Genomic DNA, 24,349 nt, shown 5'->3' on the forward strand with positions numbered 1-24,349 from the left:
GACCGTAGTCGGGCAAAAGAGCAAAAGACAGAAGAAGCGGTGAGCCCGGCGATTGCCGGGCTACGCCCGATCTTTAGTGAAGGTAGAGCCCGCCGTCGACGTTGAGCGTCTGGCCGGTGATGTAGCCAGTCTCTTCGCCGATGAGGAAGTGGATGGCGGCCGCGATGTCACGCGGCGTACCGATGCGGCTCGTAAGCAGATCTTGCGTGAGCTCGTCTTTGCGAGCATCGGAGAGCGTGCCCCCCATGATGTCGGTGTCGATGGGGCCGGGGGAGATCGCGTTTACGGTGATGTTGAATTCACCGAGTTCGCGAGCGACAGCACGAGTAAGGCCGATCACGCCCGCCTTCGATGCCGAGTACGGGGTCTTACTGAACGTGCCGCCACCGCGCTGAGCGGAGACGGAAGAAATGTTGACGATGCGGCCGATGCGGTTAGCTACCAGCACCCGTGCGACGCGCTGCGAAACGTTGTGAACGCCGTCGAGGTTGATGGACATCACTCGCGACCACTCCGAAGGGGTGACCTCAAGGTAAGGAACGGGGGAGCTGACGCCCGCGACGTTGGCCAAGGCTACGATCTGAGGGAGGCCGGCTTCGAAGGACGTAATGGCGGCATCAACTGACTCAGGGTCGGTGACATTTGCGCCATAACCGAGGGCCTTGACGCCGTAAGTGGAGGTGAGTTCCTCGGCTACTGCAACGGAGGCGTCGTGGTCGACGTCGATGACACCGATGTTCCAACCGCGCTCAGCGAGATACGACGCCGTGTAGCGGCCAATGCCGCGGGGAGAAACTGCTCCGGTGACGATCACGGTGCGTTCGGTGGGGAAATCCATTGTGCCAACTCCTTTGTTGAATTACGGGCCTTTTCGCCCGATTCATCTAATCGTAGATCATATAGCATCTTTCGAATCGCGCGCAAGGTAAACAATCTCGGGATTGCGATTTGTCAGCGAACACACAAAAGCGGCACCGCCTGTGCGGTGCCGCTAATCGACTATTGGCTCTGCGGTGATCGGTGCTTTCTAGCGAACCGAATCGTCACGGGCGCGATCGCGCACCTTGAGAATGTGACTGCGCATGGCCTCTTCGACTGCGTCGGGGCCGTGAGCGAACGCGTCGAGGATGGCGCGGTGTTCGACCGTGGCCTCCTCGGCATCGCTGACGCCGGTGGCGACCGTTTGACGCATCCGGTGAACGCGTGTCGAGATTGCCTCGGACATGTCGATCAAGAATGGATTGTGCGTGTGTTCGAAAATGAGATGGTGGAAGTTCCAGTCGGCGGCGAAATAGTTACGCAGCAACTCGAGCGGGATTTCTCCGGCTAGCGACGCCTCATGGACGGCTGCCGTGAGCTTGACATGCTCGGCGAGGGCCTTCTCCAGGGCAGGCAGGAGCTTCTCCGGGCTGCGCGCAGCCAGCGCGGCAGACCCTGATTCCAGCACGAGCCGAGCATCGAACAGCGACTCGAGCTGGTCGGCTGCGAGCGGTTCGGCCACCGTGTAGCCCTTGTTGGCGACTCGCGTCACGAGTCCGGTGCGTTCCAGCTGCACGAGTGCCTCCCGCACGGGAGTCGGTGAGACGCCGAGGTCGCGCGCGATAGTGTCGATCGAAAGGCGAGAACCTGGCTCGACGCCCGGCCCCAGCAACACATCGAGCACGCGGTCGTACACGTGATCGCGCAGTCCGCGGCGCTCGATGGACGGTGACGAGTTCGATGTGAACAGCGAATCGTTCGTCATTGGAGCCTTCCCTAGTGACCGGCCACGGTGGGGCGGTCGGATGTGCGATCGGAAGCGATTCTACCTATTTCATCGAGGATCGATCGGATGGCTGCCGGATCATGCGCGAATCTCCCCAAGAAAAGGCCGTCGACGCTGCCCTCTAAGGCAGTGAGCAACCCGGGCCCAGCACTGCCGCCGTAAATCACGGTCGAGCCAGCGCGGAGCTCGAGAGCGTGGGCATAGGCCCGCAGTCGAGTGCAGACACCCTGAATGTGAGCGGACGAGGCAGGCTCGGGGGCGCCAATCGCCCAGTGCGGCTCGTAGGCCACGGTGATGGGGCCCCGATGATCGTCGGCATCCGCTTCCCGCAGCGCATCGTCGAGTTGGCGGATGCACTCAGCGGCGGCTTCGGCGGGCGATAGTGGAGTAGCTTCGCCGATACAGAGAACGGGGCGCAGTCCGTTGCGCAGCGCCGCTGCCGTTTTAGCGCGAACCACTGCATCGGTTTCTCCGAAGAGGCTGCGTCGTTCCGCATGCCCCACCTCCACCACGGTGCAGCCCACTTCGGCAAGCACGCTGCCGCTCACTTCGCCGGTGAAGGCGCCTCCATCTTCGCTGCTGAGATTTTGAGCTCCCACGCGAGCAAGCCCATCCAAAATCTGCTGTGCGGCCGGGATAGAAGGAAAGGTGGGAGTGACGAATAGCTCGGCAGCGCCCGAGAGCACAGTGCTGTGAGTGCGGGCGATCTCTGCGACCGCGGTGCACCACTCGACCGTGCGCGCATGGCTGAAGTACATCTTCAAGCTCACGCCCACCTGCACGGGTGGGGCGCTGCCGAGACTAGTCATCGTTAGGCGTTCTCGTAGGCGGAGATCTCGCGCACCTTGTCGTTCGACGCGCTCATTGTGTCGAATTCGTAGGTGAGCCACTCGCGTACATTGCGGCGCGCAAGCTCAATGCCCACCACGCGCTGACCCATGCATAAGATCTGAGCGTCGTTCGAGAGGATGCTGCGCTCCACCGAGAACGAATCATGAGCGGTGACTGCACGGATGCCCGCAACCTTGTTCGCGGCAATCGCGACGCCGAGGCCGGTTCCGCAGACGAGGATCGCGCGGTCGGCGTCTCCATCGGCCACGATCTCGGCGGCAGAAATTGCTACGCCGGGGTAGTTCTTCGAGGCATCAGCCGAGACTCCGACATCGACGACCGAGGATACGAGGGGATTGTTCTCGAGATCGCGCTTGATGATCTCTTTGTAGTCGAATCCGGCTTCATCTGAGCCGATAACAACGCGCCACGTCGTGGACATAGTGTTTTCTACTTTCTTTGCAGTGGATGGGGAAACAACGAGAGGGATTACGCGTCGGCGAGTTGGGCGCCGAGCATTGTCACGATCAGCGACAGCGAGACCGCGCCAGGGTCGGGAGTGCCGAGAGACTTTTCGCCGTGCGAGCGAGCGCGCCCAAGCCCGGGCATCATGTCGCTCGTGCGCTCGGTAGCGAGAGTTGCCTGCTGCGCCGCCTGAACCCAAGCAGTCGTGAGAGAATCGCCGGCGGCTACCCGATCGTGCAACGAATCAGCGAACGGCACGAGGGCATCCACTAACGTCTTGTCGCCCACGGAAGCTCCGCCGTACGCCATCACGGCGTCACTCGCCGCGCTCACTCCAGCGCTGACGGCACTCGACGTGATTTCGGCGGTGTCGCCGAAATGTTCGCCCACGTTCTTGAGGATGACGGCCCACAGGGCACCTGAGGTTCCGCCGGCCCGATCTGACCACTCGTCAGCCGCGCGATTCAGAAGAGTCTGCGCGCCGGCGCCGAGCTCGGCCGCCTTGGCTGCTGCTTCGGCTGCGGCGTGAGCGCCTCGCTGCATGCCGATGCCGTGGTCACCATCGCCGGCAACGGCATCCAATCGCCCGAGTTCATCAGCGTTCTCGTCAATGAGGGTGCTTATTGCCGAGAGCATCTGGGCGATCCTTACTGCGGCCGCTTGTGACTCCGGGCTCGATTCACCGATGTAAGTGTCGGCTGCTGCGGCATTGTCGTCTTCGACGGCGACCACGTTTGCGGCCGGCGAGGAGCCGGTGCGAAAGGCGGGAGTATTCGCGGGTGCATTCCACAAGTCTTCGAGTTCGTTATCGAGCCAAAACAGGGTCAGGGAGACGCCAGCCATGTCGAAGCTTGTGCAGAACTCTCCGATCTGCGGATCGACGATCGTGATGCCGGCGGTTTCGAGCAGCTCGGCGATCCGAGAAAAGAGAACGAACAGTTCTTCATTCTTCACTGACCCCAAACCGTTGAGCACCGGAACCACGCGCGCACCCCGGGGGATGACACCGTCAGGAATCTCAGCGTCGGCCAACAGGCGCTCAACGAAAAGTTCTGAGAGTTCGTTCGCAGTGGGCACATCGGTTTCTTCGAGACCAGGTTCGCCGTGGATGCCGAGGCCGATAGCCATGCGCCCTTCTGGCACGGAGAACAGTGGCTCTGATGCGCCGGGCAGCGTGCAGCCTGAGAACGCAACGCCCATGGTGCGGGTTCGTTCGTTGGCGAGAAGGGCAACGCGCTCAACGTGGTCAAGATCGTGCCCGGCCGCTGCGGCAGCGCCCGCAACTTTGAAGACCGTAAGGTCGCCAGCGATACCTCGCCGCTTTTCTTTGTGGGTGGGCGGAGCGCTGAAGATGTCATCGGTCACGACAACGGAGCGGCACTCGATGCCGGCGGCGCGAGCCGCGGCTTGTGCGGTGGAGAAGTGCATGACGTCGCCGGCGTAGTTGCCGTAGCTCAGGAGCACACCGCGGCCCTGTTGAGCGGCCTGGATAACCGATTCCACTTGGCGAGCTGAGGGGGAGGCAAAGAGGTTACCCATCGCGGCGCCGTGGGCGAGACCGGGGCCGACAAGTCCGGCGAATGCGGGGTAATGGCCAGAGCCGCCGCCGATCACCACAGCAACTTCGGGCGTCTCGGAGCGGGTGGAGCGAGCCACGCCGCCGGAGGTCTTTCGAACCCATTGAGTGTTCGCGCGGACGAATCCGTCGACCATTTCATCGGCAAAGTTCGCTGGTTCATTCCACAAACGGGTCATAGTTCTCGCTCCTCATCGTTGAGCTGCATTTTTACGCAGGCGCGCATTCAAAGATACTATAGGAAATAGGAAGTGACGCCAGGTCGATGCAGCTTTCTCGCGTGAGGGAATATGGAACCTTTTGGTAGCAAATACCAGAATGGCGTGCTACCGTCCGGTACAGAACGCGAGTTCGCTTCCGGGTCGCTACCGCGATCCGTCCCCACATCAGGAAGGATCCCCGCAATGGACCTCACTAACCGCCGCGGAATCATCACCGGAGCTGGCCAAGGAATCGGCCAGGCCATCGCCCTCGAATTTGCCGCGAAGGGAGCACACCTGCTGCTCGTCGGGCGCACCGAAGCCACGCTGCAGAAGACCGCTGACCTCGTCACAGACGCAGGGGGAACATCCGAAATTCTGGTTCAAGACTTGCGTCAGGCGGATGGTGCCCAGAACGTCGCCGACGCCGTGAAGTCGTGGGAGACCGTCGACCTTCTCGTGAACAACGCCGGTAACGTGCGCGCTGGTCGCCTCGAAGATGCGACCGCGGAGCAAGCCACCGCGATGATTGACCTCAACCTCACCGCGCCTGTGCTGCTCACACAGGCACTGCTGCCGCAACTGCGTGCGAGCGGCGCAGCGGGCGGAAGCCTGCTCCTCAACATCTCGAGCGAGATCGCTCTCGTCGCGATGCCGTTCTACGCGGTCTACGCGGCCACCAAGTCAGGTGTCGCTGCATTCGGCGAAGCGATGCGTCGCGAGCTGCACGGCACCGGCGTGCACGTGGCAACGGTTTACCCGGGCGCCACGGACACCGAAATGATGAGCAGCCAGAACGCCGACTGGACGCGCCGCCCCGTCTCCGACGTCGTCGCCCAGATCATGACCGGTCTTGCCGCCGACGAGCACGAGATCAATGCCTCAGCACCCGACGGCCGTGGAATGCAGGAACTCAACGCTTCTGACCCGCTCGCCGTCGACGCTGCGATGGCTCCCGGCCTAGCCGACATGGAAGCTGCTGTGAAGGACCACAACAGCATCTAGCACTCCCCTTCGAGGGCGCCGCGATTGTGGCGTCCTCGGAATATCTGAAGCCCCATTCGACTTGTTATGTGAGTACCAAGTCGTGTGGGGCTTTTCCCGTCTCTGTGGCGCGTGAGGTCAGTAACCTCGCGTCACACAACGCCGAAGCTCCCCAACTCCCCATAACCTCGAAAGGTGAACGCTGTGGAAACCCTGTTTGTGCTGGTCGGCCTCGTGGCATTCGCCACTGTGCTCGGCCTGTTCTGGCGTGACCGCACCGGCCGTATCAAGCGAACGCACACTGCCGGTTCGACCGCCGCCTCTGCCGCCGCATCCGAAGCGAACCGCATCGTGATCGACGGTGTCGCCCCGTTCGGTAGCCGCGTCACCCTGCTCCAGTTCTCCACCGCAGCCTGCGCAATCTGCCCCACGGTCCACACCCAGCTGAGCGCCCTCGCCGGCGAACTCGATGACGGAACCGGCTCAGTCGTTCACGTCGAGGTCGACGTCACTTCACGCCCCGAGCTCGCCAGCCGCTTCAACCTGTTGCAGTCGCCCACAACGTTCATCCTCGACGGCAACGGTGTGCTGCAGGCCCGCATCGGCGGAGCCCCCAAGATCACCGACGTCCGTGCAGAGCTGCACCGGATGCTGACCCCCGAGCTCGTCTAACGACGAGCCACCCCACCCTTCCACCGCACGCCAGCCCCCGCCTCGCCCGCACCAGAGAGCACCTCCTATGACTACGCCCCACACGAACGCCGCCGGAGCGGCTGAGCTCTCCGCGTCGAAAGCTGCCCTCGCGGCGAAGCCCGGCCAGGCAGGCATCGATCCACGTGGCCCTCGTTTCGGCGCAGCGATCACCGCCGTGCTGCTGCTCACGGTGATCGGCCTGGGTCTGGATACCGCAGCGTCGCTTCCCACCACGCTCGCCGAACGTGCCGCTCAGCCAGCGTTCCTTCTCCTGAGCGCCATCACGGCACTGTTCGCCTGGGGCGCTTTCGCGGGCATCCAGCGTCACCCCTACGGTCTGTTCTTCAAGGCCGCGATTCGCCCGCGCTTGGGCGCACCGAGTCACCTCGAAAACCCCGCTCCGCCCACGTTCTCGCAGGGCGTCGGCCTTTTCGTCACGGTCATCGGCGTCGTGCTGCACCTCGCCGCGATTCCCTACGCCCTCGTGGTTGCCGCGGGATTCGCGTTCATTGCGGCGTTCCTTAACTCGGTTTTCGACTACTGCCTCGGCTGCCAGTTGTACATGCTGCTCGTGCGCGCCGGTCTGATCGGACGCAGCCGCTCCGCAGCGTAGCGCGCCTTAATCTCCGCATTGAGCGGACGGGAGCGGGAGCATCCGACCCCCTCATCCTCGTCGTCAGCGACGCTTCCAGTGAGAATGCCGTGACAACTGCCGCATCTCTTCCCCCGTCTGGGGTGCGCGATTATCGTGGCATTACAGTGGGCGGCTACCGATCACGATGGTTGCCCAATCTCTCAATGCGAGCGAAAAGGACGAAACCATGTCTGATCTCACTAACCCCGCCGCCTCTGACAACGCTGCTGGCCCCGACGCCCACAACATCCAGGACTGGACAGATCTTGGTAAAGAAATGTGGTCGTACCTCACCGGCCGAAGTGCCGTCATTGACTACAGCTTCATCGACATGACGGTCGAAGTTCCCCGTGACGTTGGTCAGGACGCGCCCCGTGCAACGTGGAAACTCAACGGCACCCTGAGAGTGACCACCAGCGAGGGATCCGGCTCCGAACCGACCGCCCCGTAACGATGAGTACCTCAACGACGAGCGCCTCAACGAGGCTCGACATTGATCTGGCGTTCTCGCTCGTCGAACCAATCCTTGACGATGCGAATGGCGAGTCCGCTAACGATGGGGAGTCGACGTCGCCACCGTTGGAGACCGAAACTATGACGGGTACCGTTTCTGCGAGCGGCACTGACATCGAGGTGTTTTCGAGCAACCCCGAGCTGTTCATGCAAGCACGGGCGGTGAAGCTCAAAGAAGCCCGCATTGTGGCAAAGGCCTTGGCGGAGCGCGGGCTCACCGTTTCGCTCTCGGGGCCACTCGGGCTGATCGCCCGCATTGGTGCTATCAAGCCATCGGTGGCTCAGCGCGTGCTCACCGGGTCGCCCCACATTGCGTTGGGAAGCCGTGCAGCGCTTGCGCCGATGCTGCGACGTCGTAGTGATGCCGCTTCGTCGACGCCGCGGATGCAGTTTCCTCCGGGAACCCTGTTTCCTCTCGTTCCGACCTTCGACCGGACCATCCGTCGCAAGGTCACGACGACGCACTATGCCTCTGGAGCCGGACGGCCGCGGTTGTTCTTCGTGGTGGGTTCTGAAAACTGGAATGGACAGATGCCGCGCGAGTTCGAGCTGCGGTCGGATGTGACCACTATCGGTTCATCGTCGTCTGCAGATTTGCAGTTGCCCGGTCTCGATCCCATCCACGCCGAAATTCGCCACGACGATGAAGACGAATACGTTCTGCGTTCGTTCGGCGCTGTCGGTGGTGGCTCTCGCCCGCTCACCGGTCAAGAAGTAGGCTCCCGCACGCTGCGCACCGGCGCGCTCATGGAAATGGGCGAGTGGCGCATCGGATTCTTCCGTGAAGAGTACGCCGACCACGGTCGCCCGTTCGGCGGTCGCATCGGCGGAGAAATGGGCCATCAGAAGCCCCAGCCCGGTCGGCATCGCGCAGAATCAGAACCGGTCGTACTGCCGGAAGGACCAGAGGTTCCCGAGACGCGATAAACGTCCGGGCTGCACCGCGCGCAGGCGCAGGCTACTCAGCAATGAGGAGCCTGCGCAGCCCTGCGCGAGTGGCGATCGAAACTTCGAGCAGGTCAAAGATCTCGCGGGCGCGCGAAGCGGTGTCGCGAACGATGGGCAGTTTGTCGCGCATCCATTCGTCGACTTCGTCGGGGGAGCGGACGTCTTGCGGTTTCGCGTCAGGGGCGAGCTTGGCGACGTGCGCCATAGCGTGAACGGATGTTGCGTAGTCGGTCGCGACGGCATCCGGTTCGACGCCGGCATTGCCCAGAAGCAGGGCGCTGATCATCCCGGTGCGGTCGCGGCCCGCGCTGCAGTGGACGAGAGTGCCTGGGGTGGAGCTGGCGACTGCATCGAGGGCTCCGCGCACAAGCTGGGGTTGCATCCGCCAATTGTGAGCCCAGTATTCGGGGGAGTCGAGAATGGGAGCGCACGTCTCCCAAAACTCGGGATCGCTCTGATCTTCGGTAGGCGCATTGACGATTGCGACGCTGGCGACTACATCGTCGGAAATCACGTGATCGCCCTCGCCTGGCCCGATCTCGTGCGCACAGCGGAGATCAACGATGGACCTCAGCCCCCACGCCCGCGCCTCCTGCCAACCGGTTTCGGTCAAGCGTTCCCGTCGCGGCCCGCGAGCAATGCGCCCGAATCGTGTCTCGCCAGAGCTGGAGAGGGCGGTGGGGAAACCACCGAGGTCGCGAGCATTGAGATAGCCGTCCCACTCCAATGTTGTCATTTCCTCAGCATACGTCGTGAGTGTGAAAGCACGTAGGCTCGGCGCATGGCCATTTCCCGCTTCGAAGAACTCGACTTTCAAGACACCCCGATGGGCGAGCTCAACCTTCGTCGTCGGCGTGAGCCCACGCTCGGCGTCGACGTGTACGAGGTGAAGCTGGGCGAGGAATATCTCATGTCGAGCCTGTTCACCGTTGCCGAGATTGCGCTCTCCGACTTAGGGCTCGCTGCTGCTGCTGGCGACAGCTTGCGCGTCGTCAACGGCGGTCTCGGTCTCGGCTACACGGCGGTGGCGGCTCTCGCCGATTCCCGTGTGGCTTCGCTCGAAGTGATCGATGCTCTGCCGGCTGTAATCGACTGGCATAATCGCGGCCTGCTTCCGGTATCCGCGGAGCTCACCGGCGATAGCCGCACGACGCTCACGCATGCCGACTTCTTCGCGGTGATGCGGGCTGAACCGACGGAGCCCTACGACGTGATCCTGCTGGATGTTGACCACTCACCCCGACACCAGCTCGATCCGAGCCATGCTGACCTCTATACCGTCGAGGGCCTTCGCCGTGTGCGGGCCCATCTCACGGCTGGCGGAATTTTTGCGCTCTGGTCAGACGACCCGGCCGACGAGGAGTTCATGGAGCGTCTGGGCCAGGTCTTTGAGAACCCGACAGCGCATGCGGTCCACTTTGACAATGCTCTGACCGGCGGGGTGTCATCCAACACCGTCTACGTCGCGACGAACGGCGCTTGACTACGGTTGGATCGTGGGGCTCAGTTCCTCAATCCAGTCAGTGATGGGATCCTCGTCCACGTTGAGGGCCGCATGCTCGGTTGCTGACACTGGTGGGAATGGCTGCTCGATTTCCTCCGCATCCCCCTCGCACAGAGGTTCAGGAGCCAGCGCGGGTGGTTGCGGGGTACTCGTCAAGGGAGCGCCTGTTTCTCTGTACATTCGGGATCCTTAGGGGCATGCGGGTTAAAAGATGAGGTGCGCGCAACCAGGGGGTTGCGCGCACCTCGTTCAGTGCATCGTTCTCTGGGGGGAGGGCCGATGAACTGCTTCAGCTGGCTCTACAAACTGTTGGCGTTAGACCTTGCCGCCGGTGAGCTTGCGAGCGAGGAAGACGATGACGGCGATGACGGCCAACACAATTCCTACCCAGAGGAGGAAGTTGAGCGACTGCACGAGTCCTCCGGTGAGGAGCAGTGCAACAGCGATGACGGCGATGATGATGAGAAGAGTGTTCATGAAGTGGTGCCTTTCGAAAGCAGTAGGTGGGGTGCGGTAGTAGCGGTAAGCGCTACTCGGAAACCGCGTCTTTGACGTTCTCGCCAGCCTTCTTCAGGCTCGCTTTCGTCTGATCGGCTTGGCCTTCGGCTTCAAGCTTCTCGTTGTCGGTGGCCTTGCCAGCAGCCTCTTTGGCTTTGCCAGCGAAGTCCTCGGCAGCGTTCTCGATCTTGTCTGATGCGCTCATGGGTGAGTTCCTCATCGTCGGGGGAGTGTATTGGCGTGGGGTGCTCGCCAGCGCTGGCGTAGTGCGGCAAGCACCCCACATGCTGAGAGTATTCTCAACGGAAGGTGTGAGGCTTCACCCCTAGGGGTGAACTTTCTTCCGCGCACGCCTTCGCCGCTTTATCGTTGTTCTATGACAGCTGTTCAAATCGCCCTCGTTAACGACTACGAAGTGGTTGCCCGTGGAGTGGTGGGGATGTTGCGCTCCTATCAAAACCGCATCCGCGTCGTCGAACTCGACCTCAACAAGCGGGTCGATGACTATGTAGATATCGCCCTCTACGACACCTTTGCGGGTACTCAAGGGGATCGGGCAGCAGTGCGCTCGCTCGCGTCCAACCCGCGGGTCAACGCTGTTGTGGTCTACTCCTGGAACCTTGACCCCACCCACGTGGCCACGGTGATGAGCAACGGTGCCAATGGGTATATCTCGAAGGGGCTTCCGGCGGCGAAGTTGGTAGCCGCGCTCGAAGCGATCCGGGCAGGAGGCGAGCGCGTTCATCTCGGCGGCGCGAGCGTGTCATCCGTTGCGGTGGGTGACTGGCCCGGTCGAGAAGAGGGCCTCACGGAGCGTGAAGCAGAAGTGCTCGCGCTGATCACTCAGGGGCTTTCTAATGTCGAGATCGCTGAACGCACTCATCTCTCGATCAACTCGATCAAGACCTACATTCGCAGTTGCTATCGCACCATTGGGGCTACCAGCCGCACAAATGCCGTGCTGTGGGGGATCGAGCACGGCTTCCGCCCCGATCGCGTCAGGATCGAGCATCCGGAACCGACGCCCGGCAGCGTGGATGTCGCCGTCAACGCATGAAACGGCTTAAGGTCGACGACAAGAAGCTCCAGCTAGCGAGGCAGCGGCTGCAGCCTGTCGCGAAGACAGCGGGGCGGATGCGGTCAGACATCACCCGAACCCGAATGCTGCAGGCCGCTAAAACGGGGCTTGCCGTCGCGATCGCGTGGACCATCGCGCCCTATCTTCCTGGCGTCGCCGACAACTACCCGTATTACGCTCCTCTTGGCGCCATCGTTGCGATGTATCCGACCCTCATGGGCTCGCTCCGCAATGCGGCGCAAACGTTGGGCAGTCTCGCGGTCGCGATCGTGCTTGCCGGCGCGGTCATCATTTTCAGCTCTCCGTCAGTGCTCACGATGGCGTTGGCCGTTGGGGCTGGGGCCCTGATCGCGGCGACGGGGTGGTTCGGCGCCAACCGGGAATACATTCCTGTCACGGTACTCTTCGTGCTCATCATCGGTGGGCCGGATGCGGACGACTACTCGCTCGGTTACCTTGAGCAAGCGACCCTCGGCATCGTGGTGGGGTTGCTCGTCAATCTGTTGATCTTTCCGGCGCTCACCCACAATGCCGTCGACCAGCAACTGGCAAACTTTCGCGCCGTTCTCTCCGATCACCTTGCCGAAATTTCGGAGGCTCTCGCTGAGAGCTGGCCGCCCGAACGTGACGGCTGGGCCTCGGGCAAAGATTCGCTCGTCGCAGTATCGGCCGAGGTGCGCCAAGCCGTTTTGTTCGCCGACGAGAGCCGCAAAGCCAACCCGCGAGCCCGCCGCTATCGCCGCGATCTGAAAGCCGACTACGAAGACCTCGCGGCCTTGGAAAATGTGACGTTCCATGTGCGGGACATCACCGATGTGCTCACGGGAGCTGTGTGGGGAACGCCGATTAAGGTGCAACTACGCTCCGAATTGCGACCCGCGCTGAGCGATGCGCTGGGAGCCGTCGCGACGGCCTTGCGCGACTGGGGTTCCCTCGAGGCTCGGGAAGAATCGCACGCTCTTGCCACCGACGCTCTCGCGGCATTGACGGCCGAACTAGATGCGCGCAAAGCTGACGACAACGCGACCGCGATGGGCGCCTCGGCCGCGATCTCGATGGACATCGCCCGCATCCTGGCCGCGTTGAGCGTGCGCCTCGAGCAGGCGGAGCAAGCTGAGCAGGCTCACAAGGCCGAACACGCTGACGAAGCAGAATTGGCTGACGAGGCGGAGCAGTCTGACGAAGCGGAGATCGCTGACGAAGAATAGTCGACTGGGCTGCTAGCGCTGCGGCGCTTCTGCAGGTTGCGGCATCCGCACCGTGAGCCCGCCCGCTTTGATCCGGCTCTTGAAGGCGATTGCCTTTCCGAACTCATCTCCGTCAAGCTCGATTTGCTCGGGCTTGCTCAGGCGGATGGTCAATTCTTTCGCTTTCACGTAGCTCAGCGCGCGAACGTCCTTGGTGGTGAGGAAGTGGCCGCCCTTGATGCGACGAAGCACTCCGTTTTCCCACAGCACCTTCACGAGAATCTGAACCCAACCGATGACTCCTTGGGGGCGCATAACGGCGACGTCGAAGAATCCATCGTCGGGCGCAGCATCCGGAAGGAGAAGCACGTTGGCCGTCAGAGAGCCGCAATTGCCCACAATCACGGTGTGAGCACGGGCGGAGCGGGAACGCTGCGAGTCGAGGCTGTACTTCAAGCGCAACTCACTGTTGTCGGTAATAGCTTTGGCGATCGCGCTCACGTAGGCGAGCCAGCCGATTCGCTTCTTGAGGTCATCATCGGTGTTGGCGAGCATTTTTGCGTCGAGACCCAGACCTGCCATCACCACGAAGGCATGCTTGGAGAGAGTGTTGTTCTCGTCTCGGATGTCGATAAGGCCGATATCAACAGAGTGGTCGACTCCGGTGAACGCCGTTCGCACTGCGCTCTCGATGTCATCGAGCTGGATTCCGAGGTTGCGCGCGAAAAGATTGCCCGTGCCGGATGGCATGAGCGCGAGCGCGGCTTCGCTGTCGTGAATGGCCTCCGCGACAGCACGAACCGTGCCATCACCGCCGGCAACGATGACGACGTCAGCGCCCGCATCCAGAGCATCTTTCGTCGCACCAACCCCGGGGTCGTGTTTGCTCGTCGCATGGAAAGTGGTGGGCTTCCAACCGGTCTCGCTCTCGACGGTCGCAACGATTGCCTTGATCGCGTCGAGGTCGACCTTAACGGGGTTGTAGACGACGGCGGCGGAGCCGGGTGGTGACACTTTCTCGCGAGACTTCGCGTTCATCATGCTCCCTATGCGATGCCATGCTCCATGGCTTCCTGAAGTGGTGGCTCGATTGTAATACCGAGCATCGCCTGAAAGAGCGTTCTACAAGCGCGCAAATCGGGCGCGAACGAAGCAATACACGCCGTACGCAAGGAGTCCGACCGCGATGACAAGCAGCACGACAATCCCGAACGGCAATTCGGTCAGGCTGGTGAGCGCCGCATCGAGCCCCGAGGACTTCTCTGGGTCGTGGGTAAAGGCCGCCACTACGACCAGAATGCCGGCGACACCAATGGCAATCCCCTTCGCAACGTACCCCGCGACACCGAGACCCAGAACGGCCTTGCGCAGCGTTCCGCTAGGCACCGAGATGTCTTCGGTGAACTTCTTCGTTACGCCTTTGAATACGAAGTACCCGCCGACGCCAATGACGACGAGCCCCGCCGCGACCAACGCGACGATGCCGATGGGATTTGCCATCAGATCAGCACTGAGGCTGCTAGTGCTGCTCGACGAACTTGATGACCCGCCCAAGGCGAACTGCAGGGCAGTGGTGCCCAAGGCGAAGTAGGTGATTCCCTTGGCGGCTTCAGCGCCGCGCTTAGCCCACTTGCGTTTCGAATCATCGGGTTGCATAAGGAACGCTGAAATTATCAGCCACAACCCGAGAGCAAACATGCCGATAACGACCGCCCACAGCAGGAAAACACCGCCAGGTGTCGACGCGAGTTGCTTAAACGCCCCCGACTGATCAGCATCCGTCTCGCCGCCGCCCGTCGCGATACCGATGGCGAGGGCACCGATGAGGATATGCACCAAACCATTAACAGCGAAACCAAGGCGCGCAAGAATGCGAAGCGCAGAACTGTTCTGGGCACTGCGCGCAGCGCTAGAGGCGGAAGCGTCATTCATGCGAGCAAGTGTAGGTGAACCAGATGAGCGCTCGATAAGTTTGCAGCAGCATCCCAGCAGCCGAATGCAGGATGGAGTTATGACTCCCGCAGGCTATCCCCGTTCCTTGCCCCGCCCCAAGCCCATCAAGCCGAAGGCAGGCCAAGAATCTGTCTGGGATTACCCGCGCCCTCCCCGCGTAGAGCACATGCCCCAGCGCGTAGTGGTGCGGTTGGGCGGCCAGGTGATCGTCGACACCACGGATGCCGTTCGAGTGCTCGAGACGAGCCATCCGCCGGTTTACTACGTTCCGATCGCGGCCTTCCCCGATGGCGTGCTCGTGCCGCTGCACGGCACCAGCTTTTGCGAGTTCAAAGGCGAAGCGCACTACTTTGACGTCGTCGCGGGGGGAGTCGTGGCTGAGCGAGCGGGCTGGATCTATCCCGAGCCCACCCGCCGTTTTCAAGAACTCGGCACGCGCGTAGCGCTCTACCCCGGCCAGATGGACTCGTGCGAGATCGACGGCGAACTCGTCGCCTCGCAAGCGGGCGACTTCTACGGCGGCTGGATAACCAAGAATCTGGTGGGCCCGTTCAAAGGTGCGCCGGGAACTATGGGCTGGTAGAGAATCCTTCTGTGGCGACGGCACCCGCTTCGGAGGTGTGCGAAACCACTTTGCGGAACACGAGACAGCAGCTACCCGAACCCGCTAGCATGCTGAGAGATTGTCGCTCGCCGATGTTTTTCGTCCCCGCGCAACACGCTGCACTGACGAAGCCTGCTCTATCGGCGGTCGATCCGCACAACGAGTCGACGGGATACACAGATGGGTTTCATCAAGGCGTTCGCAGGAGCAATCGGCGGAACATTCGCTGACCAGTGGAAAGACTTTCTGACCCCGCCAGCTCATCTCGCTCCTACTGCGGCCATTTTCCCGGCGGTGGCTCAGGGCACAAACGCTGGCCGTGGCTCCAACACGCAAGGTTCCGAGCACATCATTACCAACGGCAGCCGCATTGTGGTGCCCGAGGGATATGGCCTCGTGACGTTCCAAGACGGTCAGCTGACCGGTTTCGTGGGAGAACCTGGCGGCTTTGTATTCACGTCAGAAGACCAGAATGCTGAATCGTTCTTCGCGGGCGACGGCATCATTAGCTCGACCGTGAAGACGTCGTGGGAACGTTTTAAGTTCGGTGGCCAGCCCGGATCGCAGCAGCTCGCGTTCTACGTCAACCTCAAAGAAATCCCCAATAATAAGTTCGGAACTCAGTCCGAAATCTACTGGGACGACGCTTATCTCAACGCCCAGGTCGGCGCGATCACGCGCGGTAGCTACTCTCTCAAGATCGTCGACCCCATCCTCTTGGTGAAGAACTTTGTTCCCCTGACGTACCTCGGCCAGTCGCCCAAGGTGTTCGACTTCTCCGATCTCGATAATGATGCTGCTAGCCAACTCTTCAACGAAGTCGTCGGCTCACTCGCCGCTGCGTTCTCGTATTACACCAACGACCCAAGCAAGGGGAACCGCATTGCCAAGATTCAGGGCGACGCTATCGGATTCGCGCAGTCGTTGAGTGCTGCTGTCGATGACGCGTACCAGTGGACCACTGACCGCGGACTCACCATCGAAAAAGTTGCGCTGCAGTCCATTGAGTACGACGAAGACACTCGTGCTCTGCTCAGCGACGTCAAGAAGGCGGATGCTCTCGGCGGTGCCCGCGGCAATTCCTTCATGCAGCAAGCCGCCGCCCGTGGTTTCGAAGCGGCCGGTTCGAACGAAGGCAGCGGCGGCGGAGGCGCCGGCATGGCTTTCCTCGGCATGGGCATGAACGCAGCCGGCGGCGCCGCCGGTGGTTTTCAGCAACCGAATGCCGCTCCGCAACAGCAGGCAGCCCCGGCGCCTGCCGCAGCAGCTCCGGCGGCGGACGACCCCATGGCGAAACTGCAGCAGTTCAAGAGGATGCTTGACCAAGGTTTAATCACCGAGGCCGACTACGAAGCTGCTAAAGCCAAAGTTCTGGGGCTGTAGTTCCCGATGTCGATGGATGCTGTAGAACCCGATACTCCAGCGCCGGCCGATGCCGAAGACGCACGCCGAGTCATCAACACGGACGATGGAGCGAAAGACGGACTAGCGAAGTGTGCGCGCTGTGGTGCCACCGAAATCTCACTCAACGTTGCCTCTGGTCAGTTGCGATGCGGATTTTGCCGCTTCGAGTGGTCTACCGACAACGCGATCGATGCATTTAATCTCAACGGCGACATTAGCGCGCTAACGGGAACGCTCGTCGGTTCCGGCTCAAGCGACATCGTGCCGTCGACCGAAGAAATCCTGACGTTTAAGTGCACAGCGTGCGGCGCCGAGGTCGTGATTGATACCAACACGAGCACTCAAGCGCGCTGCCACTGGTGTCGAAACACGCTCTCGATGAACCAGCAAGTGCCTAACGGGGCTGTCCCCGACATGATCTTGCCGTTCAAGGTAGAGAAGGCGTCAGCGGTGGAGAAGATCGCGCACTTCGTTGGCAAAAGAAAATTCTTCGCGCATCCGACATTCCGGGCAGAGTTCAATGCCGAAAACGTTATGGGCGTCTACATGCCCTACATGGTGGTCGACATCAACGCTCACGCCGTGCTCGAGGGTCAAGGGGAGCACCAAACCCGTTCCTATTCGGTGAAAGTCGGCGACAGCACTCAGAAGCGTTACGACGCGGATCTTTACGCTGTGGCACGCGAGTTCGACATTCACGTCAATGACCTCACTGTTGAGTCGTCGAGCGACCGTCTCGATCAGAACACTTCTCAGAACTCGAACAACATCATCAATACGATCATGCCGTTCGATGTCGAGAACTCGGTGCGGTACGACTCGAACTATCTTTCGGGCTTCACCTCCGAGCGACGCGACAGCAACCTCGATCAACTCGCGCCCATCGCACACACCCAGGCGGAAGATATCGCCCGTCACAAGGTCAATAGCACTCTCGCGTTTTACGATCGCGGAGTGCGGTGGTCGTCGGAGAAAGTCGACGTGCACGGCCAACGCTGGGTGTCGGCGTATCTGCCGGTGTGGCTCTATAGCTATCAACAACGGAAATCTAACGGAAAGACGTTCTTACATTACGTTGCCGTCAACGCTCGCACAGGCGAAACAATGGGAAGCGTGCCGGTGCACCAGAGCCGCTTGCTTCTCGTTTCTGGCGCTGTGCAGTTGGTCGGCACTGTGATCGGGCTCGTTCTCGTGGCGGTGGGAATCTGATGCTGAGTGTTGCCGTGTGGATGACTGCGAGTGGTCAAGTGCTCGCTGCCGGATCCTCAGACGACGATTCGGGTGGGCTTGGGCTCGTCTTTCTGCTTTCGGGGTTCATTTTTTATTTCGCCATCTACCTCCGCTACCGCAATACCGACAAGCGGCACAGCCATGAGTCGGAAACGCAAGCGGCGATGGAGAATCTGAACGAAACAGACGATTTCATTCAGTCGAAAAAAGGACTCACGAACTCGCGGATGTCGGGCGCCAACAACAAAGCTGTGCGCGGTGCCCGCAACTCGACGGGTGGCGGCATCGCCGGCGGAATCGCAGGCAAGTTCCGGCTTTAGTTAGCGGCGTTGTCCAAGATCTAAGCCAGCGGATAGTTGTCTAAAAGCGAGTGACGCCTGCGTTGCGAGCGCGCTGGGATCGTGCAACTCGCGATCGCTTTCGGCGCTTGTTTCCAGGGCAATCCGCACCGCGCTAGTGGCAGCGGCCGCGAGACAACGTAACGTCAATGAGGTGGTTTCGCTTCGCATGATGGGGCCGAGAACTAACCTCAATTGAACTTCTGAGTCAGAGTTCACTCGATGCCAGACGTGCTGCAACGGAACATCACTCGCGCTGGAGTGAAGAAGCCCCAGAGTCCATCGGAGACCTTCAATCTCTTCCTCGCTGCGCGGAGTGAGTACGGCTGAGATGGTGCGCTCGAGGGCGACGATGATGTCCTCGCTGGGATCAGCTGCTGCGACGAGCGCATGCCATTGGTCCGCGCCGATCGTAAGGAGCGGAGCCACAGCATCTTCTTTGGTGCTGAAGTAGCGATAGAACGTGCGAATCGAGACGCCGGCTTGCCGCGCTATTTCCTCGGCGGTCACGCCATCTGCCCCACGGTCAGCGAATAGCCGTGCCGCTGTTCGTGCGATCTCGATCTGGGTGTCGCGCTTGCGGCGTTCCGTCAGGCTGAGGGGTTCGGCATCCATATAAGGAGAGTACGCGGTGATGCGCTCATTGCAGGAACTGCCACTATGGCGCATTGTGCCAATCTGACGTAGCGTGGAGGCAACACTCATCGAAGAGAGGCTTACCCATGAACAGATACTCCGGCCGCCGCGCCATTGTCACCGGTGCAGGCTCAGGCATCGGCCAAGCGACAGTGCTCCGCCTTCTCTCGGAAGACGCCACCGTTGTCGCCGTGGATGTGAGCGAAGCGGGACTAGCCGATACCGCGAGCAAAGCGGGCGACCACAGCTCTCAGCTGTCGACGGTCGTCATCAACATCGCAGACGAGGAATCAGTGAAGTCTGGTGTTGCAACTGCTCTGGCTACGCTGGGCGGACTCGACGTACTCGTCAACGCTGCGGGGATCCTGCGTTCATCGCACACACATTCGACGACGCTGGATCTCTTTCAGCAGGTTATCAACGTCAACTTGGTCGGTACCTTCCTCATGATTCGAGAGAGCATTCCTGCTCTACTCGAGGGCAAAGGTTCTGCCGTCGTTAATTTCAGCTCCACGTCAGCTGCGTTCGGCCATCCCTATATGTCGGCCTACGCCGCAAGCAAAGGCGGAGTGCAGTCGATGACGCATGCGCTAGCCGCGGAGTACGCGAAGAAGGGCATCCGGTTCACGTCAGTGCAACCCGGGTCGATTTCATCCGGGATGACTGAAGGAGTCGGCGAGAGCAAGCAGAGTATGGGACCGGGCATTCCTGAGGACGCGGACTACTCGCTGTTCATGAAGATGAGTCCGGCCATCAAAGAAGGGTATGCGGGCCCCGAAGCCGTTGCAGGAGTCGTGGCAATGCTCGCGAGCGAAGACGGCGCCTTCGTGACGGGTACCGAGATCCGGATCGACGGCGGTGCCCACCAGTAGTGGAGGAGAGTCGAACGAACGCTCGCCTGCGATGACGCGACGGTTCTTGTAGCGCGCTAATAACCGCAACGCCAAGGGCGCTGGGGATGACACACGGTCAATCCAGCGCCCCTCGTGTCGTTTAGTTCTACAGCGGGCCGCGGAACGTGGCGGCAACAGGGGAATCGTCGGGAAGGTCGTCGCCGTGGACGGCCTTCACCGTGCCGCCCGTGCGCAAGACCCGCGCGGCGATCTCGTCCACAATTCCGTATGTACTGGCGCCGGGCTCTTCGGCAAAAGTGATCGTGCCGTACTCATCGATGATGCCTTCATCCGTCGAGGCCAGATCGAAGAGCAGGGTGTCGACGAGCCCCGCGGTAGCGGCGTGAGCCACGTCGCTCAGTTGCGAACTTGCGAGGCCATTACTCTGCTTGTTGCCGAAGTTCGAGTTCCACGACGACAATTCCTCTGCATGGCTCTCGGCCAGGACGGTGCGACCGCGAGCTTCTAGGTCGTCCAAGGACAGCGAGCTGGGGTTCGAATCGATACCCGAGGCGAGCAGGCCGCGATAGGTCGAAATTTCGCGATAGGCGGGATGCAAGTCGGATGACGCGGCCAGAACCAGCGGAAGACCCGAATGGCCGATGGCATCAAGCACTGCTTCTTGCACGCGTGAGCAGTAGCGGCGGTACTCGATCTTGGAGCCGAGCGCCCCATCGGCCCGCGGCATATCTGCTTTTCCCTCGTTGTCTGCGGTTTCGAGGGTGCGACCGAGATCATCCGGCAGTGCAGGCAAGCTAACTTCAACGCTGGAATCGTCAGCGTTTAGCGCGAGCAGCCTGACATTGCCCTGAGTGAGGGCCAGCACATAGCCAGAGTGACCAAAAGTGGTGGCGCGCAATAGCGGCCCGAGGTCGAAACGATCTCCGGTCGCTACGAGCGTGGGGAGTTCATTGCGCAGACGAAACGCCCGCGTGATCTCGGGCGAGCTGAAGACGGCAACGGAGCGTGCCGAAGTGGACCAGAAGTCAGTGTCGTGATCGAGTGCTGCCAGCGCCTGGCCGATCGCATCCAGCTCCGCTTTCTCCACCCCAGCCACGCCAAGCTCGGCAAGGGCTTCAGTCGCTGATGATCGAAGGGCGAGGCGAGCAGCCTCAGTATCGCGTCCGATCGGGGGCCCGCCGTCGGTCGATCCCGGCGAGACATACAACGACACGCTGGCGACGTTTCGTTGCTGCGAGAGTTCAACAAGGTCTTCATGAGTGGGGATATCAATGCTCATGTCGTCGCCATATCGAGAGCGACTGGGAACGCAATCAGGTCATTACGGTTGACTGGGAGAGACCGTGTGTGAGGAAGCTCATGCGAGCTCTTCGCCGAATTCTTAGTCGCTGGGTTCTGGCGCGGTGGCGTGCTCGCCGACAGCTGAGCACGCAGCGCTCGGGCAATAGACGGTGAAGCCGTCGTAGTCAGGGTAAGGCGTGCCGTCATCTTGGTCAGCGGCAAGCATCCAGAAAAGCGAACCAGTCACGCCAGCATTGCGGGCGGTTGCGAGCCACGAGCTGAAGATCTCTGCCCGGCTTGAGGCGTCCTGCACGCCGAACTCGCCGAGGTACACCGGCTTGCCGAGCTCGGCCGCGGCTTGGGCATGCTTCTCGATCCAGCCGCTGCCCCACGCGGTGGAGACCTGCCACGTATCGGGATAAAGATGCATAGACATAAGGTCAATGTTCGGTAGCGCTGCCAGCGCAACCGTATCGACCCCATGGGAGCAGTTTTCGCCGAAGCCTGCGCCGTAGTCGGATGCTCCGAAGCGCTCGTTGAGGGTCCAGGTCTCTTCAGTGCCGCAGAAGAAGCCTTCGTCGCCCACGCTGAGCAGATGAAGCCGATCGATCGACTTCACGTGGGCGCTCATCTCATCGGCCCACTGCGTGATCGTGCTGGTGTTGCACTCTCCATCGGCGTACACCCCAGAACTCGCGCAACTGGGCTCGTTCGCTAACTCCCACGCGAGAATGGTCGGGTCGTCTTTGTACTGAATCCCCGTGATGCTGTTGGTGCGGTTGAGGAGCGTCGATACCCAGTTTCTATACCAACTCTTAATGCGGGCATCCGTATAGAAATCGGCGTGCTCATCGAGGCCGGCCCAGTGCACATACTGATCCATGCCGCCGTAGGCATTCCAGTTGTTAGTGAAGGGGATAATCAACTTGATATCGCGCGCCGCGGCCTCCGCGATCACCACGTCAAGGCGCTCTAGACCGTTGGCACCCTCGTTGACTAGGGGTGAGCCGCTCGCTTCGTCCCAGGTTTGGTACCAGACACCTTCGAAGTCGTGCGGCGCTACTCCAGAGCCATCGGTGCTGCCGTAGTCCTGAAACCCCCATGTTCGAATCACTGTGATTCCTGCGGTTTCTGCGTCATCGAGCAATGCGACAACGGTCGCGTGGGGTTTATGGCCGAGATAGTAGTTATTGGCTCCCGTGAACTCGAATGGCTCGCCCTGCAAACGTAATTCGGTGCCATCGGCGCTCACGAATGTCGCCGCGAACGCCGAATACTGCACAGCAGAGATCACCCCGGCGGTCGCTGCGCCCAGAAAAAGTGCGGCGAAAACGCCAGCAAAGATGCGAGTGCGAAGCCGTTTCGGCCACAACTGTCGAGGAGATTGCTTCGGAGTCATTGTGTGAAGCCTGCGTAGGGCCCGACACGCTCCGTCATCAGCGCACGCACGTTGCTCAGCGAGACGGACGCCCGCTAACCGCGACCTTGATTTCGGCGGCGGATGCCGCGCGGGGCGCGACCGCCGAGGAACGACGAACTCGAGTCGATGAGGAACCCTTGGCCGAGCGCCTCGCGGCCAATGAGCATCCGGAAGCCCATGTCGCTGCGATCCGTCAGCGTAGTTTCTGCGGTGACCGTCTGCCCGAAGAGCTCGACGTGCAGCAGAACCACGATGCGCTCTTCACTGTGACCGGAGGAGCTGCGCACGGCGCGACGATCGTGAATCTCGCGTTCGACAACAGCGGCGTCGGCATCCGATTTCTGCCACGGCACGACCGTGAACCGAACCCAGTCGCTGCCATCGGCGCCGGTGAATTCTTCAACATTTGTCGCGTGGATGGCAGAACTGTGCGCGCCCGTGTCAAGTTTGGCTTTAATCCACGAAACGCCGATTTCGGGGAGGGCAACCCACTCACGCCAGCCCGCGACCGTGTTTGAATGGGTAGGTTCTATCACCCCCATATCTTGACAGGTCGCCCCATGAAACTCGCTATCCTCTCCCGTGCGCCGCATGCATATTCCACGCAGCGACTGCGTGCGGCTGCCGAGCAGCGGGGCCACACGGTCAAAGTCCTCAACACTTTGCGGTTCGCGATTGATCTCACGGGCGACGAGCCCGACCTGCAATACCGCGGCAAACTGCTTTCGGACTACGACGCCATCCTGCCCCGCATCGGCAACTCGATCACCTACTTCGGTACGGCTGTTGTTCGCCAGTTCGAGCAAATGGATGTCTACACGCCCAACACCTCGAGTGGCATCACAAACTCGCGCGACAAGTTGCGTGCCACCCAGATTCTTTCTCGCCACGACATCGCTATGCCGGCGACCACCTTCGTGCACAACCGGGCGGATGTCGAGATGGCTATCGAGCGCGTCGGCGGTGCGCCCGTCGTGATCAAGCTGCTCGAGGGCACGCAGGGGATTGGCGTAATCCTTGCTCCGGACACCCAGGTCGCTAAGGCAATTATCGAGACTCTGCACTCAACGAAGCAGAACGTGCTGATTCAGAGCTTCATCTCCGAAAGTAAGGGCCGCGACATCCGGGCCCTCGTGGTGGGCGACCGCGTGGTTGCTGCCATGCGTCGTGTTGCAGTGGGGGACGAGTTCCGCTCGAACGTGCACCGCGGGGGCAACGTCGAAGCTGTTGAGCTCACCCCCGAGTACCACCGCGCCGCCGTGAAGGCCGCCCAGATCATGGGTCTGCGCGTTGCCGGTGTCGACATGCTTGAGGGCAAAGATGGTCCCCTCGTGATGGAGGTCAACTCGTCGCCCGGACTCGAAGGCATCGAGCGAGCCACCGAATTGGATGTCGCGGGCGCGATCATTGACTACATCGCCAACCAGGTGGCGTTCCCCGAGATCGATGTTCGCCAGCGCCTCAGCGTTTCGACGGGGTACGGCGTCGCCGAGATCGTCGTCGGTAGCGACGCGGACTTCGTGGGTAAGCAGCTCAGCGAATCCGGGCTTGGCGAAAAAGACATCACGGTGCTCACCCTGCACCGCGGTTCTAACGTCGTGCCCAACCCGCGCCGCAGCACCGTGCTCGAAGCGAACGACCGCCTGCTCTGCTTCGGCAAGCTCGAAGAGATGCGCTCCATGATCCCGGCTCGTCGTCGTCGCCGCGCGAAGGTGCGCAAGCTGCCTCCCGAGCCGATCGTCGAAGACTAGGC

General features: G+C 61.4%; 29 protein-coding genes. 14 read left to right on the forward strand and 15 right to left on the reverse strand.

Going from position 1 to position 24,349, the window contains the following annotated elements:
• Nucleotides 1-73: 73 nt before the first annotated feature.
• From ACWTV3_RS00200 to ACWTV3_RS00220, 5 genes are all read right to left on the reverse strand, one after another.
• Nucleotides 74-838, reverse strand: a complete 765-nt coding sequence (locus ACWTV3_RS00200; RefSeq protein ID WP_498476308.1) for an SDR family NAD(P)-dependent oxidoreductase — start codon at nt 836-838, stop codon at nt 74-76.
• 189 nt (nt 839-1,027) lie between these two features.
• Nucleotides 1,028-1,744 (reverse strand): GntR family transcriptional regulator, encoded by a 717-nt coding sequence (locus tag ACWTV3_RS00205; protein WP_498476309.1) that lies wholly within the window; start codon nt 1,742-1,744, stop codon nt 1,028-1,030.
• 11 nt (nt 1,745-1,755) lie between these two features.
• A complete protein-coding gene (locus ACWTV3_RS00210) occupies nt 1,756-2,574 on the reverse strand; it encodes a triose-phosphate isomerase family protein (protein ID WP_498476310.1) in 819 nt (272 codons plus the stop codon).
• Between the two features lie 2 nt (nt 2,575-2,576).
• Complete coding sequence (locus ACWTV3_RS00215) at nt 2,577-3,038, reverse strand: ribose-5-phosphate isomerase (protein ID WP_498476311.1); 462 nt, start codon at nt 3,036-3,038, stop codon at nt 2,577-2,579.
• Nucleotides 3,039-3,085: 47 nt separating this feature from the next.
• Nucleotides 3,086-4,816, reverse strand: a complete 1,731-nt coding sequence (locus ACWTV3_RS00220) for a dihydroxyacetone kinase family protein (protein WP_498476312.1) — start codon at nt 4,814-4,816, stop codon at nt 3,086-3,088.
• Nucleotides 4,817-5,041: 225 nt separating this feature from the next.
• On the opposite strand from ACWTV3_RS00220, the gene ACWTV3_RS00225 reads away from it, so the two are divergent.
• From ACWTV3_RS00225 to ACWTV3_RS00245, 5 genes are all read left to right on the forward strand, one after another.
• Nucleotides 5,042-5,842: an SDR family NAD(P)-dependent oxidoreductase gene (locus tag ACWTV3_RS00225; protein WP_498476313.1), complete on the forward strand. Its 801-nt coding sequence runs from the start codon at nt 5,042-5,044 to the stop codon at nt 5,840-5,842.
• 183 nt (nt 5,843-6,025) lie between these two features.
• Nucleotides 6,026-6,493: a TlpA family protein disulfide reductase gene (locus ACWTV3_RS00230; RefSeq protein ID WP_498476314.1), complete on the forward strand. Its 468-nt coding sequence runs from the start codon at nt 6,026-6,028 to the stop codon at nt 6,491-6,493.
• 67 nt (nt 6,494-6,560) lie between these two features.
• Entirely contained in the window at nt 6,561-7,127 is a 567-nt protein-coding gene (locus ACWTV3_RS00235) for a DUF4395 domain-containing protein (protein WP_498476315.1), read from the forward strand.
• 208 nt (nt 7,128-7,335) lie between these two features.
• Nucleotides 7,336-7,599, forward strand: a complete 264-nt coding sequence (locus ACWTV3_RS00240; RefSeq protein WP_498476316.1) for a hypothetical protein — start codon at nt 7,336-7,338, stop codon at nt 7,597-7,599.
• 2 nt (nt 7,600-7,601) lie between these two features.
• Complete coding sequence (locus ACWTV3_RS00245; RefSeq protein WP_498476317.1) at nt 7,602-8,588, forward strand: FHA domain-containing protein; 987 nt, start codon at nt 7,602-7,604, stop codon at nt 8,586-8,588.
• A gap of 31 nt (nt 8,589-8,619) precedes the next feature.
• Here ACWTV3_RS00245 and ACWTV3_RS00250 read toward each other — a convergent pair whose 3' ends face one another.
• Nucleotides 8,620-9,345: a tyrosine-protein phosphatase gene (locus tag ACWTV3_RS00250; RefSeq protein ID WP_498476318.1), complete on the reverse strand. Its 726-nt coding sequence runs from the start codon at nt 9,343-9,345 to the stop codon at nt 8,620-8,622.
• Between the two features lie 45 nt (nt 9,346-9,390).
• Here ACWTV3_RS00250 and ACWTV3_RS00255 point away from each other — a divergent pair, with 45 nt between their 5' ends.
• The gene (locus ACWTV3_RS00255; RefSeq protein WP_498476319.1) at nt 9,391-10,092 is read left to right on the forward strand and encodes a polyamine aminopropyltransferase; all 702 of its coding nucleotides are present in this window, start codon (nt 9,391-9,393) and stop codon (nt 10,090-10,092) included.
• Here the strand turns inward: ACWTV3_RS00255 and ACWTV3_RS00260 are convergent, their stop codons facing one another.
• From ACWTV3_RS00260 to ACWTV3_RS00270, 3 genes are all read right to left on the reverse strand, one after another.
• Nucleotides 10,093-10,293, reverse strand: coding sequence for a hypothetical protein (locus ACWTV3_RS00260; RefSeq protein WP_498476320.1), 201 nt, complete (start codon nt 10,291-10,293; stop codon nt 10,093-10,095).
• Between the two features lie 135 nt (nt 10,294-10,428).
• Nucleotides 10,429-10,590 carry a DUF2207 domain-containing protein gene (locus ACWTV3_RS00265; RefSeq protein ID WP_145963168.1) on the reverse strand — a complete coding sequence of 54 codons (162 nt, stop codon included), beginning with the start codon at nt 10,588-10,590 and terminating at the stop codon, nt 10,429-10,431.
• A 52-nt stretch (nt 10,591-10,642) separates the two neighbouring features.
• Nucleotides 10,643-10,816 (reverse strand): CsbD family protein, encoded by a 174-nt coding sequence (locus ACWTV3_RS00270; RefSeq protein WP_498476321.1) that lies wholly within the window; start codon nt 10,814-10,816, stop codon nt 10,643-10,645.
• A gap of 171 nt (nt 10,817-10,987) precedes the next feature.
• Here ACWTV3_RS00270 and ACWTV3_RS00275 point away from each other — a divergent pair, with 171 nt between their 5' ends.
• Both ACWTV3_RS00275 and ACWTV3_RS00280 read left to right on the forward strand, forming a co-directional pair.
• Nucleotides 10,988-11,668 carry a response regulator transcription factor gene (locus ACWTV3_RS00275; protein WP_498476322.1) on the forward strand — a complete coding sequence of 227 codons (681 nt, stop codon included), beginning with the start codon at nt 10,988-10,990 and terminating at the stop codon, nt 11,666-11,668.
• A complete protein-coding gene (locus tag ACWTV3_RS00280) occupies nt 11,665-12,897 on the forward strand; it encodes an FUSC family protein (RefSeq protein ID WP_498476323.1) in 1,233 nt (410 codons plus the stop codon). Before ACWTV3_RS00275 ends, ACWTV3_RS00280 begins: the two co-directional genes overlap by 4 nt.
• Before the next feature lie 12 nt (nt 12,898-12,909).
• Here ACWTV3_RS00280 and ACWTV3_RS00285 read toward each other — a convergent pair whose 3' ends face one another.
• Nucleotides 12,910-13,917 (reverse strand): diacylglycerol/lipid kinase family protein, encoded by a 1,008-nt coding sequence (locus ACWTV3_RS00285; protein ID WP_498476324.1) that lies wholly within the window; start codon nt 13,915-13,917, stop codon nt 12,910-12,912.
• An 81-nt stretch (nt 13,918-13,998) separates the two neighbouring features.
• Nucleotides 13,999-14,808 (reverse strand): DUF1206 domain-containing protein, encoded by an 810-nt coding sequence (locus ACWTV3_RS00290; protein ID WP_498476325.1) that lies wholly within the window; start codon nt 14,806-14,808, stop codon nt 13,999-14,001.
• 79 nt (nt 14,809-14,887) lie between these two features.
• On the opposite strand from ACWTV3_RS00290, the gene ACWTV3_RS00295 reads away from it, so the two are divergent.
• The 4 genes from ACWTV3_RS00295 to ACWTV3_RS00310 all read left to right on the forward strand — a co-directional run bounded on the left by ACWTV3_RS00295 (nt 14,888) and on the right by ACWTV3_RS00310 (nt 18,387).
• Complete coding sequence (locus tag ACWTV3_RS00295) at nt 14,888-15,412, forward strand: DUF427 domain-containing protein (RefSeq protein WP_498476326.1); 525 nt, start codon at nt 14,888-14,890, stop codon at nt 15,410-15,412.
• A gap of 201 nt (nt 15,413-15,613) precedes the next feature.
• On the forward strand, nt 15,614-16,816 hold the full coding sequence (locus ACWTV3_RS00300; RefSeq protein WP_498476327.1) for an SHOCT domain-containing protein: 1,203 nt from the start codon (nt 15,614-15,616) through the stop codon (nt 16,814-16,816).
• Nucleotides 16,817-16,828: 12 nt separating this feature from the next.
• A complete protein-coding gene (locus ACWTV3_RS00305; RefSeq protein WP_498476328.1) occupies nt 16,829-18,046 on the forward strand; it encodes a TFIIB-type zinc ribbon-containing protein in 1,218 nt (405 codons plus the stop codon).
• Nucleotides 18,046-18,387: a hypothetical protein gene (locus ACWTV3_RS00310; RefSeq protein ID WP_498476329.1), complete on the forward strand. Its 342-nt coding sequence runs from the start codon at nt 18,046-18,048 to the stop codon at nt 18,385-18,387. The genes ACWTV3_RS00305 and ACWTV3_RS00310 overlap by 1 nt, the downstream gene beginning before the upstream one ends.
• On the opposite strand, the gene ACWTV3_RS00315 is transcribed toward ACWTV3_RS00310, so the two are convergent.
• A complete protein-coding gene (locus ACWTV3_RS00315; protein ID WP_498476330.1) occupies nt 18,388-19,020 on the reverse strand; it encodes a TetR family transcriptional regulator in 633 nt (210 codons plus the stop codon).
• Nucleotides 19,021-19,127: 107 nt separating this feature from the next.
• On the opposite strand from ACWTV3_RS00315, the gene ACWTV3_RS00320 reads away from it, so the two are divergent.
• Nucleotides 19,128-19,913 (forward strand): SDR family NAD(P)-dependent oxidoreductase, encoded by a 786-nt coding sequence (locus tag ACWTV3_RS00320; protein ID WP_498476331.1) that lies wholly within the window; start codon nt 19,128-19,130, stop codon nt 19,911-19,913.
• A gap of 127 nt (nt 19,914-20,040) precedes the next feature.
• Here the strand turns inward: ACWTV3_RS00320 and ACWTV3_RS00325 are convergent, their stop codons facing one another.
• The 3 genes from ACWTV3_RS00325 to ACWTV3_RS00335 all read right to left on the reverse strand — a co-directional run bounded on the left by ACWTV3_RS00325 (nt 20,041) and on the right by ACWTV3_RS00335 (nt 23,138).
• Complete coding sequence (locus ACWTV3_RS00325) at nt 20,041-21,174, reverse strand: baeRF11 domain-containing protein (protein WP_498476332.1); 1,134 nt, start codon at nt 21,172-21,174, stop codon at nt 20,041-20,043.
• Between the two features lie 102 nt (nt 21,175-21,276).
• Complete coding sequence (locus ACWTV3_RS00330; protein WP_498476333.1) at nt 21,277-22,575, reverse strand: glycoside hydrolase 5 family protein; 1,299 nt, start codon at nt 22,573-22,575, stop codon at nt 21,277-21,279.
• 74 nt (nt 22,576-22,649) lie between these two features.
• Nucleotides 22,650-23,138 (reverse strand): ATP-dependent zinc protease family protein, encoded by a 489-nt coding sequence (locus ACWTV3_RS00335; protein ID WP_498476334.1) that lies wholly within the window; start codon nt 23,136-23,138, stop codon nt 22,650-22,652.
• An 18-nt stretch (nt 23,139-23,156) separates the two neighbouring features.
• Here ACWTV3_RS00335 and rimK point away from each other — a divergent pair, with 18 nt between their 5' ends.
• Nucleotides 23,157-24,347, forward strand: coding sequence for a 30S ribosomal protein S6--L-glutamate ligase (gene rimK / locus ACWTV3_RS00340; RefSeq protein ID WP_498476335.1), 1,191 nt, complete (start codon nt 23,157-23,159; stop codon nt 24,345-24,347).
• Nucleotides 24,348-24,349 lie beyond the last annotated feature (2 nt).

It is taken from the genome of Salinibacterium sp. AL4.1 (assembly GCF_059767305.1).

Bases quoted from the DNA above. Each gene is read 5' to 3' on its own strand.
- ACWTV3_RS00200 (WP_498476308.1), bottom strand. From the start codon at position 838: ATGGATTTCCCCACCGAACGCACCGTGATCGTCACCGGAGCAGTTTCT.
- ACWTV3_RS00205 (WP_498476309.1), bottom strand. From the start codon at position 1,744: ATGACGAACGATTCGCTGTTCACATCGAACTCGTCACCGTCCATCGAG.
- ACWTV3_RS00210 (WP_498476310.1), bottom strand. From the start codon at position 2,574: ATGACTAGTCTCGGCAGCGCCCCACCCGTGCAGGTGGGCGTGAGCTTG.
- ACWTV3_RS00215 (WP_498476311.1), bottom strand. From the start codon at position 3,038: ATGTCCACGACGTGGCGCGTTGTTATCGGCTCAGATGAAGCCGGATTC.
- ACWTV3_RS00220 (WP_498476312.1), bottom strand. From the start codon at position 4,816: ATGACCCGTTTGTGGAATGAACCAGCGAACTTTGCCGATGAAATGGTC.
- ACWTV3_RS00225 (WP_498476313.1), top strand. From the start codon at position 5,042: ATGGACCTCACTAACCGCCGCGGAATCATCACCGGAGCTGGCCAAGGA.
- ACWTV3_RS00235 (WP_498476315.1), top strand. From the start codon at position 6,561: ATGACTACGCCCCACACGAACGCCGCCGGAGCGGCTGAGCTCTCCGCG.
- ACWTV3_RS00240 (WP_498476316.1), top strand. From the start codon at position 7,336: ATGTCTGATCTCACTAACCCCGCCGCCTCTGACAACGCTGCTGGCCCC.
- ACWTV3_RS00245 (WP_498476317.1), top strand. From the start codon at position 7,602: ATGAGTACCTCAACGACGAGCGCCTCAACGAGGCTCGACATTGATCTG.
- ACWTV3_RS00250 (WP_498476318.1), bottom strand. From the start codon at position 9,345: ATGACAACATTGGAGTGGGACGGCTATCTCAATGCTCGCGACCTCGGT.
- ACWTV3_RS00255 (WP_498476319.1), top strand. From the start codon at position 9,391: ATGGCCATTTCCCGCTTCGAAGAACTCGACTTTCAAGACACCCCGATG.
- ACWTV3_RS00260 (WP_498476320.1), bottom strand. From the start codon at position 10,293: ATGTACAGAGAAACAGGCGCTCCCTTGACGAGTACCCCGCAACCACCC.
- ACWTV3_RS00265 (WP_145963168.1), bottom strand. From the start codon at position 10,590: ATGAACACTCTTCTCATCATCATCGCCGTCATCGCTGTTGCACTGCTC.
- ACWTV3_RS00270 (WP_498476321.1), bottom strand. From the start codon at position 10,816: ATGAGCGCATCAGACAAGATCGAGAACGCTGCCGAGGACTTCGCTGGC.
- ACWTV3_RS00275 (WP_498476322.1), top strand. From the start codon at position 10,988: ATGACAGCTGTTCAAATCGCCCTCGTTAACGACTACGAAGTGGTTGCC.
- ACWTV3_RS00280 (WP_498476323.1), top strand. From the start codon at position 11,665: ATGAAACGGCTTAAGGTCGACGACAAGAAGCTCCAGCTAGCGAGGCAG.
- ACWTV3_RS00285 (WP_498476324.1), bottom strand. From the start codon at position 13,917: ATGATGAACGCGAAGTCTCGCGAGAAAGTGTCACCACCCGGCTCCGCC.
- ACWTV3_RS00290 (WP_498476325.1), bottom strand. From the start codon at position 14,808: ATGAATGACGCTTCCGCCTCTAGCGCTGCGCGCAGTGCCCAGAACAGT.
- ACWTV3_RS00295 (WP_498476326.1), top strand. From the start codon at position 14,888: ATGACTCCCGCAGGCTATCCCCGTTCCTTGCCCCGCCCCAAGCCCATC.
- ACWTV3_RS00300 (WP_498476327.1), top strand. From the start codon at position 15,614: ATGGGTTTCATCAAGGCGTTCGCAGGAGCAATCGGCGGAACATTCGCT.
- ACWTV3_RS00305 (WP_498476328.1), top strand. From the start codon at position 16,829: ATGGATGCTGTAGAACCCGATACTCCAGCGCCGGCCGATGCCGAAGAC.
- ACWTV3_RS00310 (WP_498476329.1), top strand. From the start codon at position 18,046: ATGCTGAGTGTTGCCGTGTGGATGACTGCGAGTGGTCAAGTGCTCGCT.
- ACWTV3_RS00315 (WP_498476330.1), bottom strand. From the start codon at position 19,020: ATGGATGCCGAACCCCTCAGCCTGACGGAACGCCGCAAGCGCGACACC.
- ACWTV3_RS00320 (WP_498476331.1), top strand. From the start codon at position 19,128: ATGAACAGATACTCCGGCCGCCGCGCCATTGTCACCGGTGCAGGCTCA.
- ACWTV3_RS00325 (WP_498476332.1), bottom strand. From the start codon at position 21,174: ATGAGCATTGATATCCCCACTCATGAAGACCTTGTTGAACTCTCGCAG.
- ACWTV3_RS00330 (WP_498476333.1), bottom strand. From the start codon at position 22,575: ATGACTCCGAAGCAATCTCCTCGACAGTTGTGGCCGAAACGGCTTCGC.
- ACWTV3_RS00335 (WP_498476334.1), bottom strand. From the start codon at position 23,138: ATGGGGGTGATAGAACCTACCCATTCAAACACGGTCGCGGGCTGGCGT.
- rimK (WP_498476335.1), top strand. From the start codon at position 23,157: ATGAAACTCGCTATCCTCTCCCGTGCGCCGCATGCATATTCCACGCAG.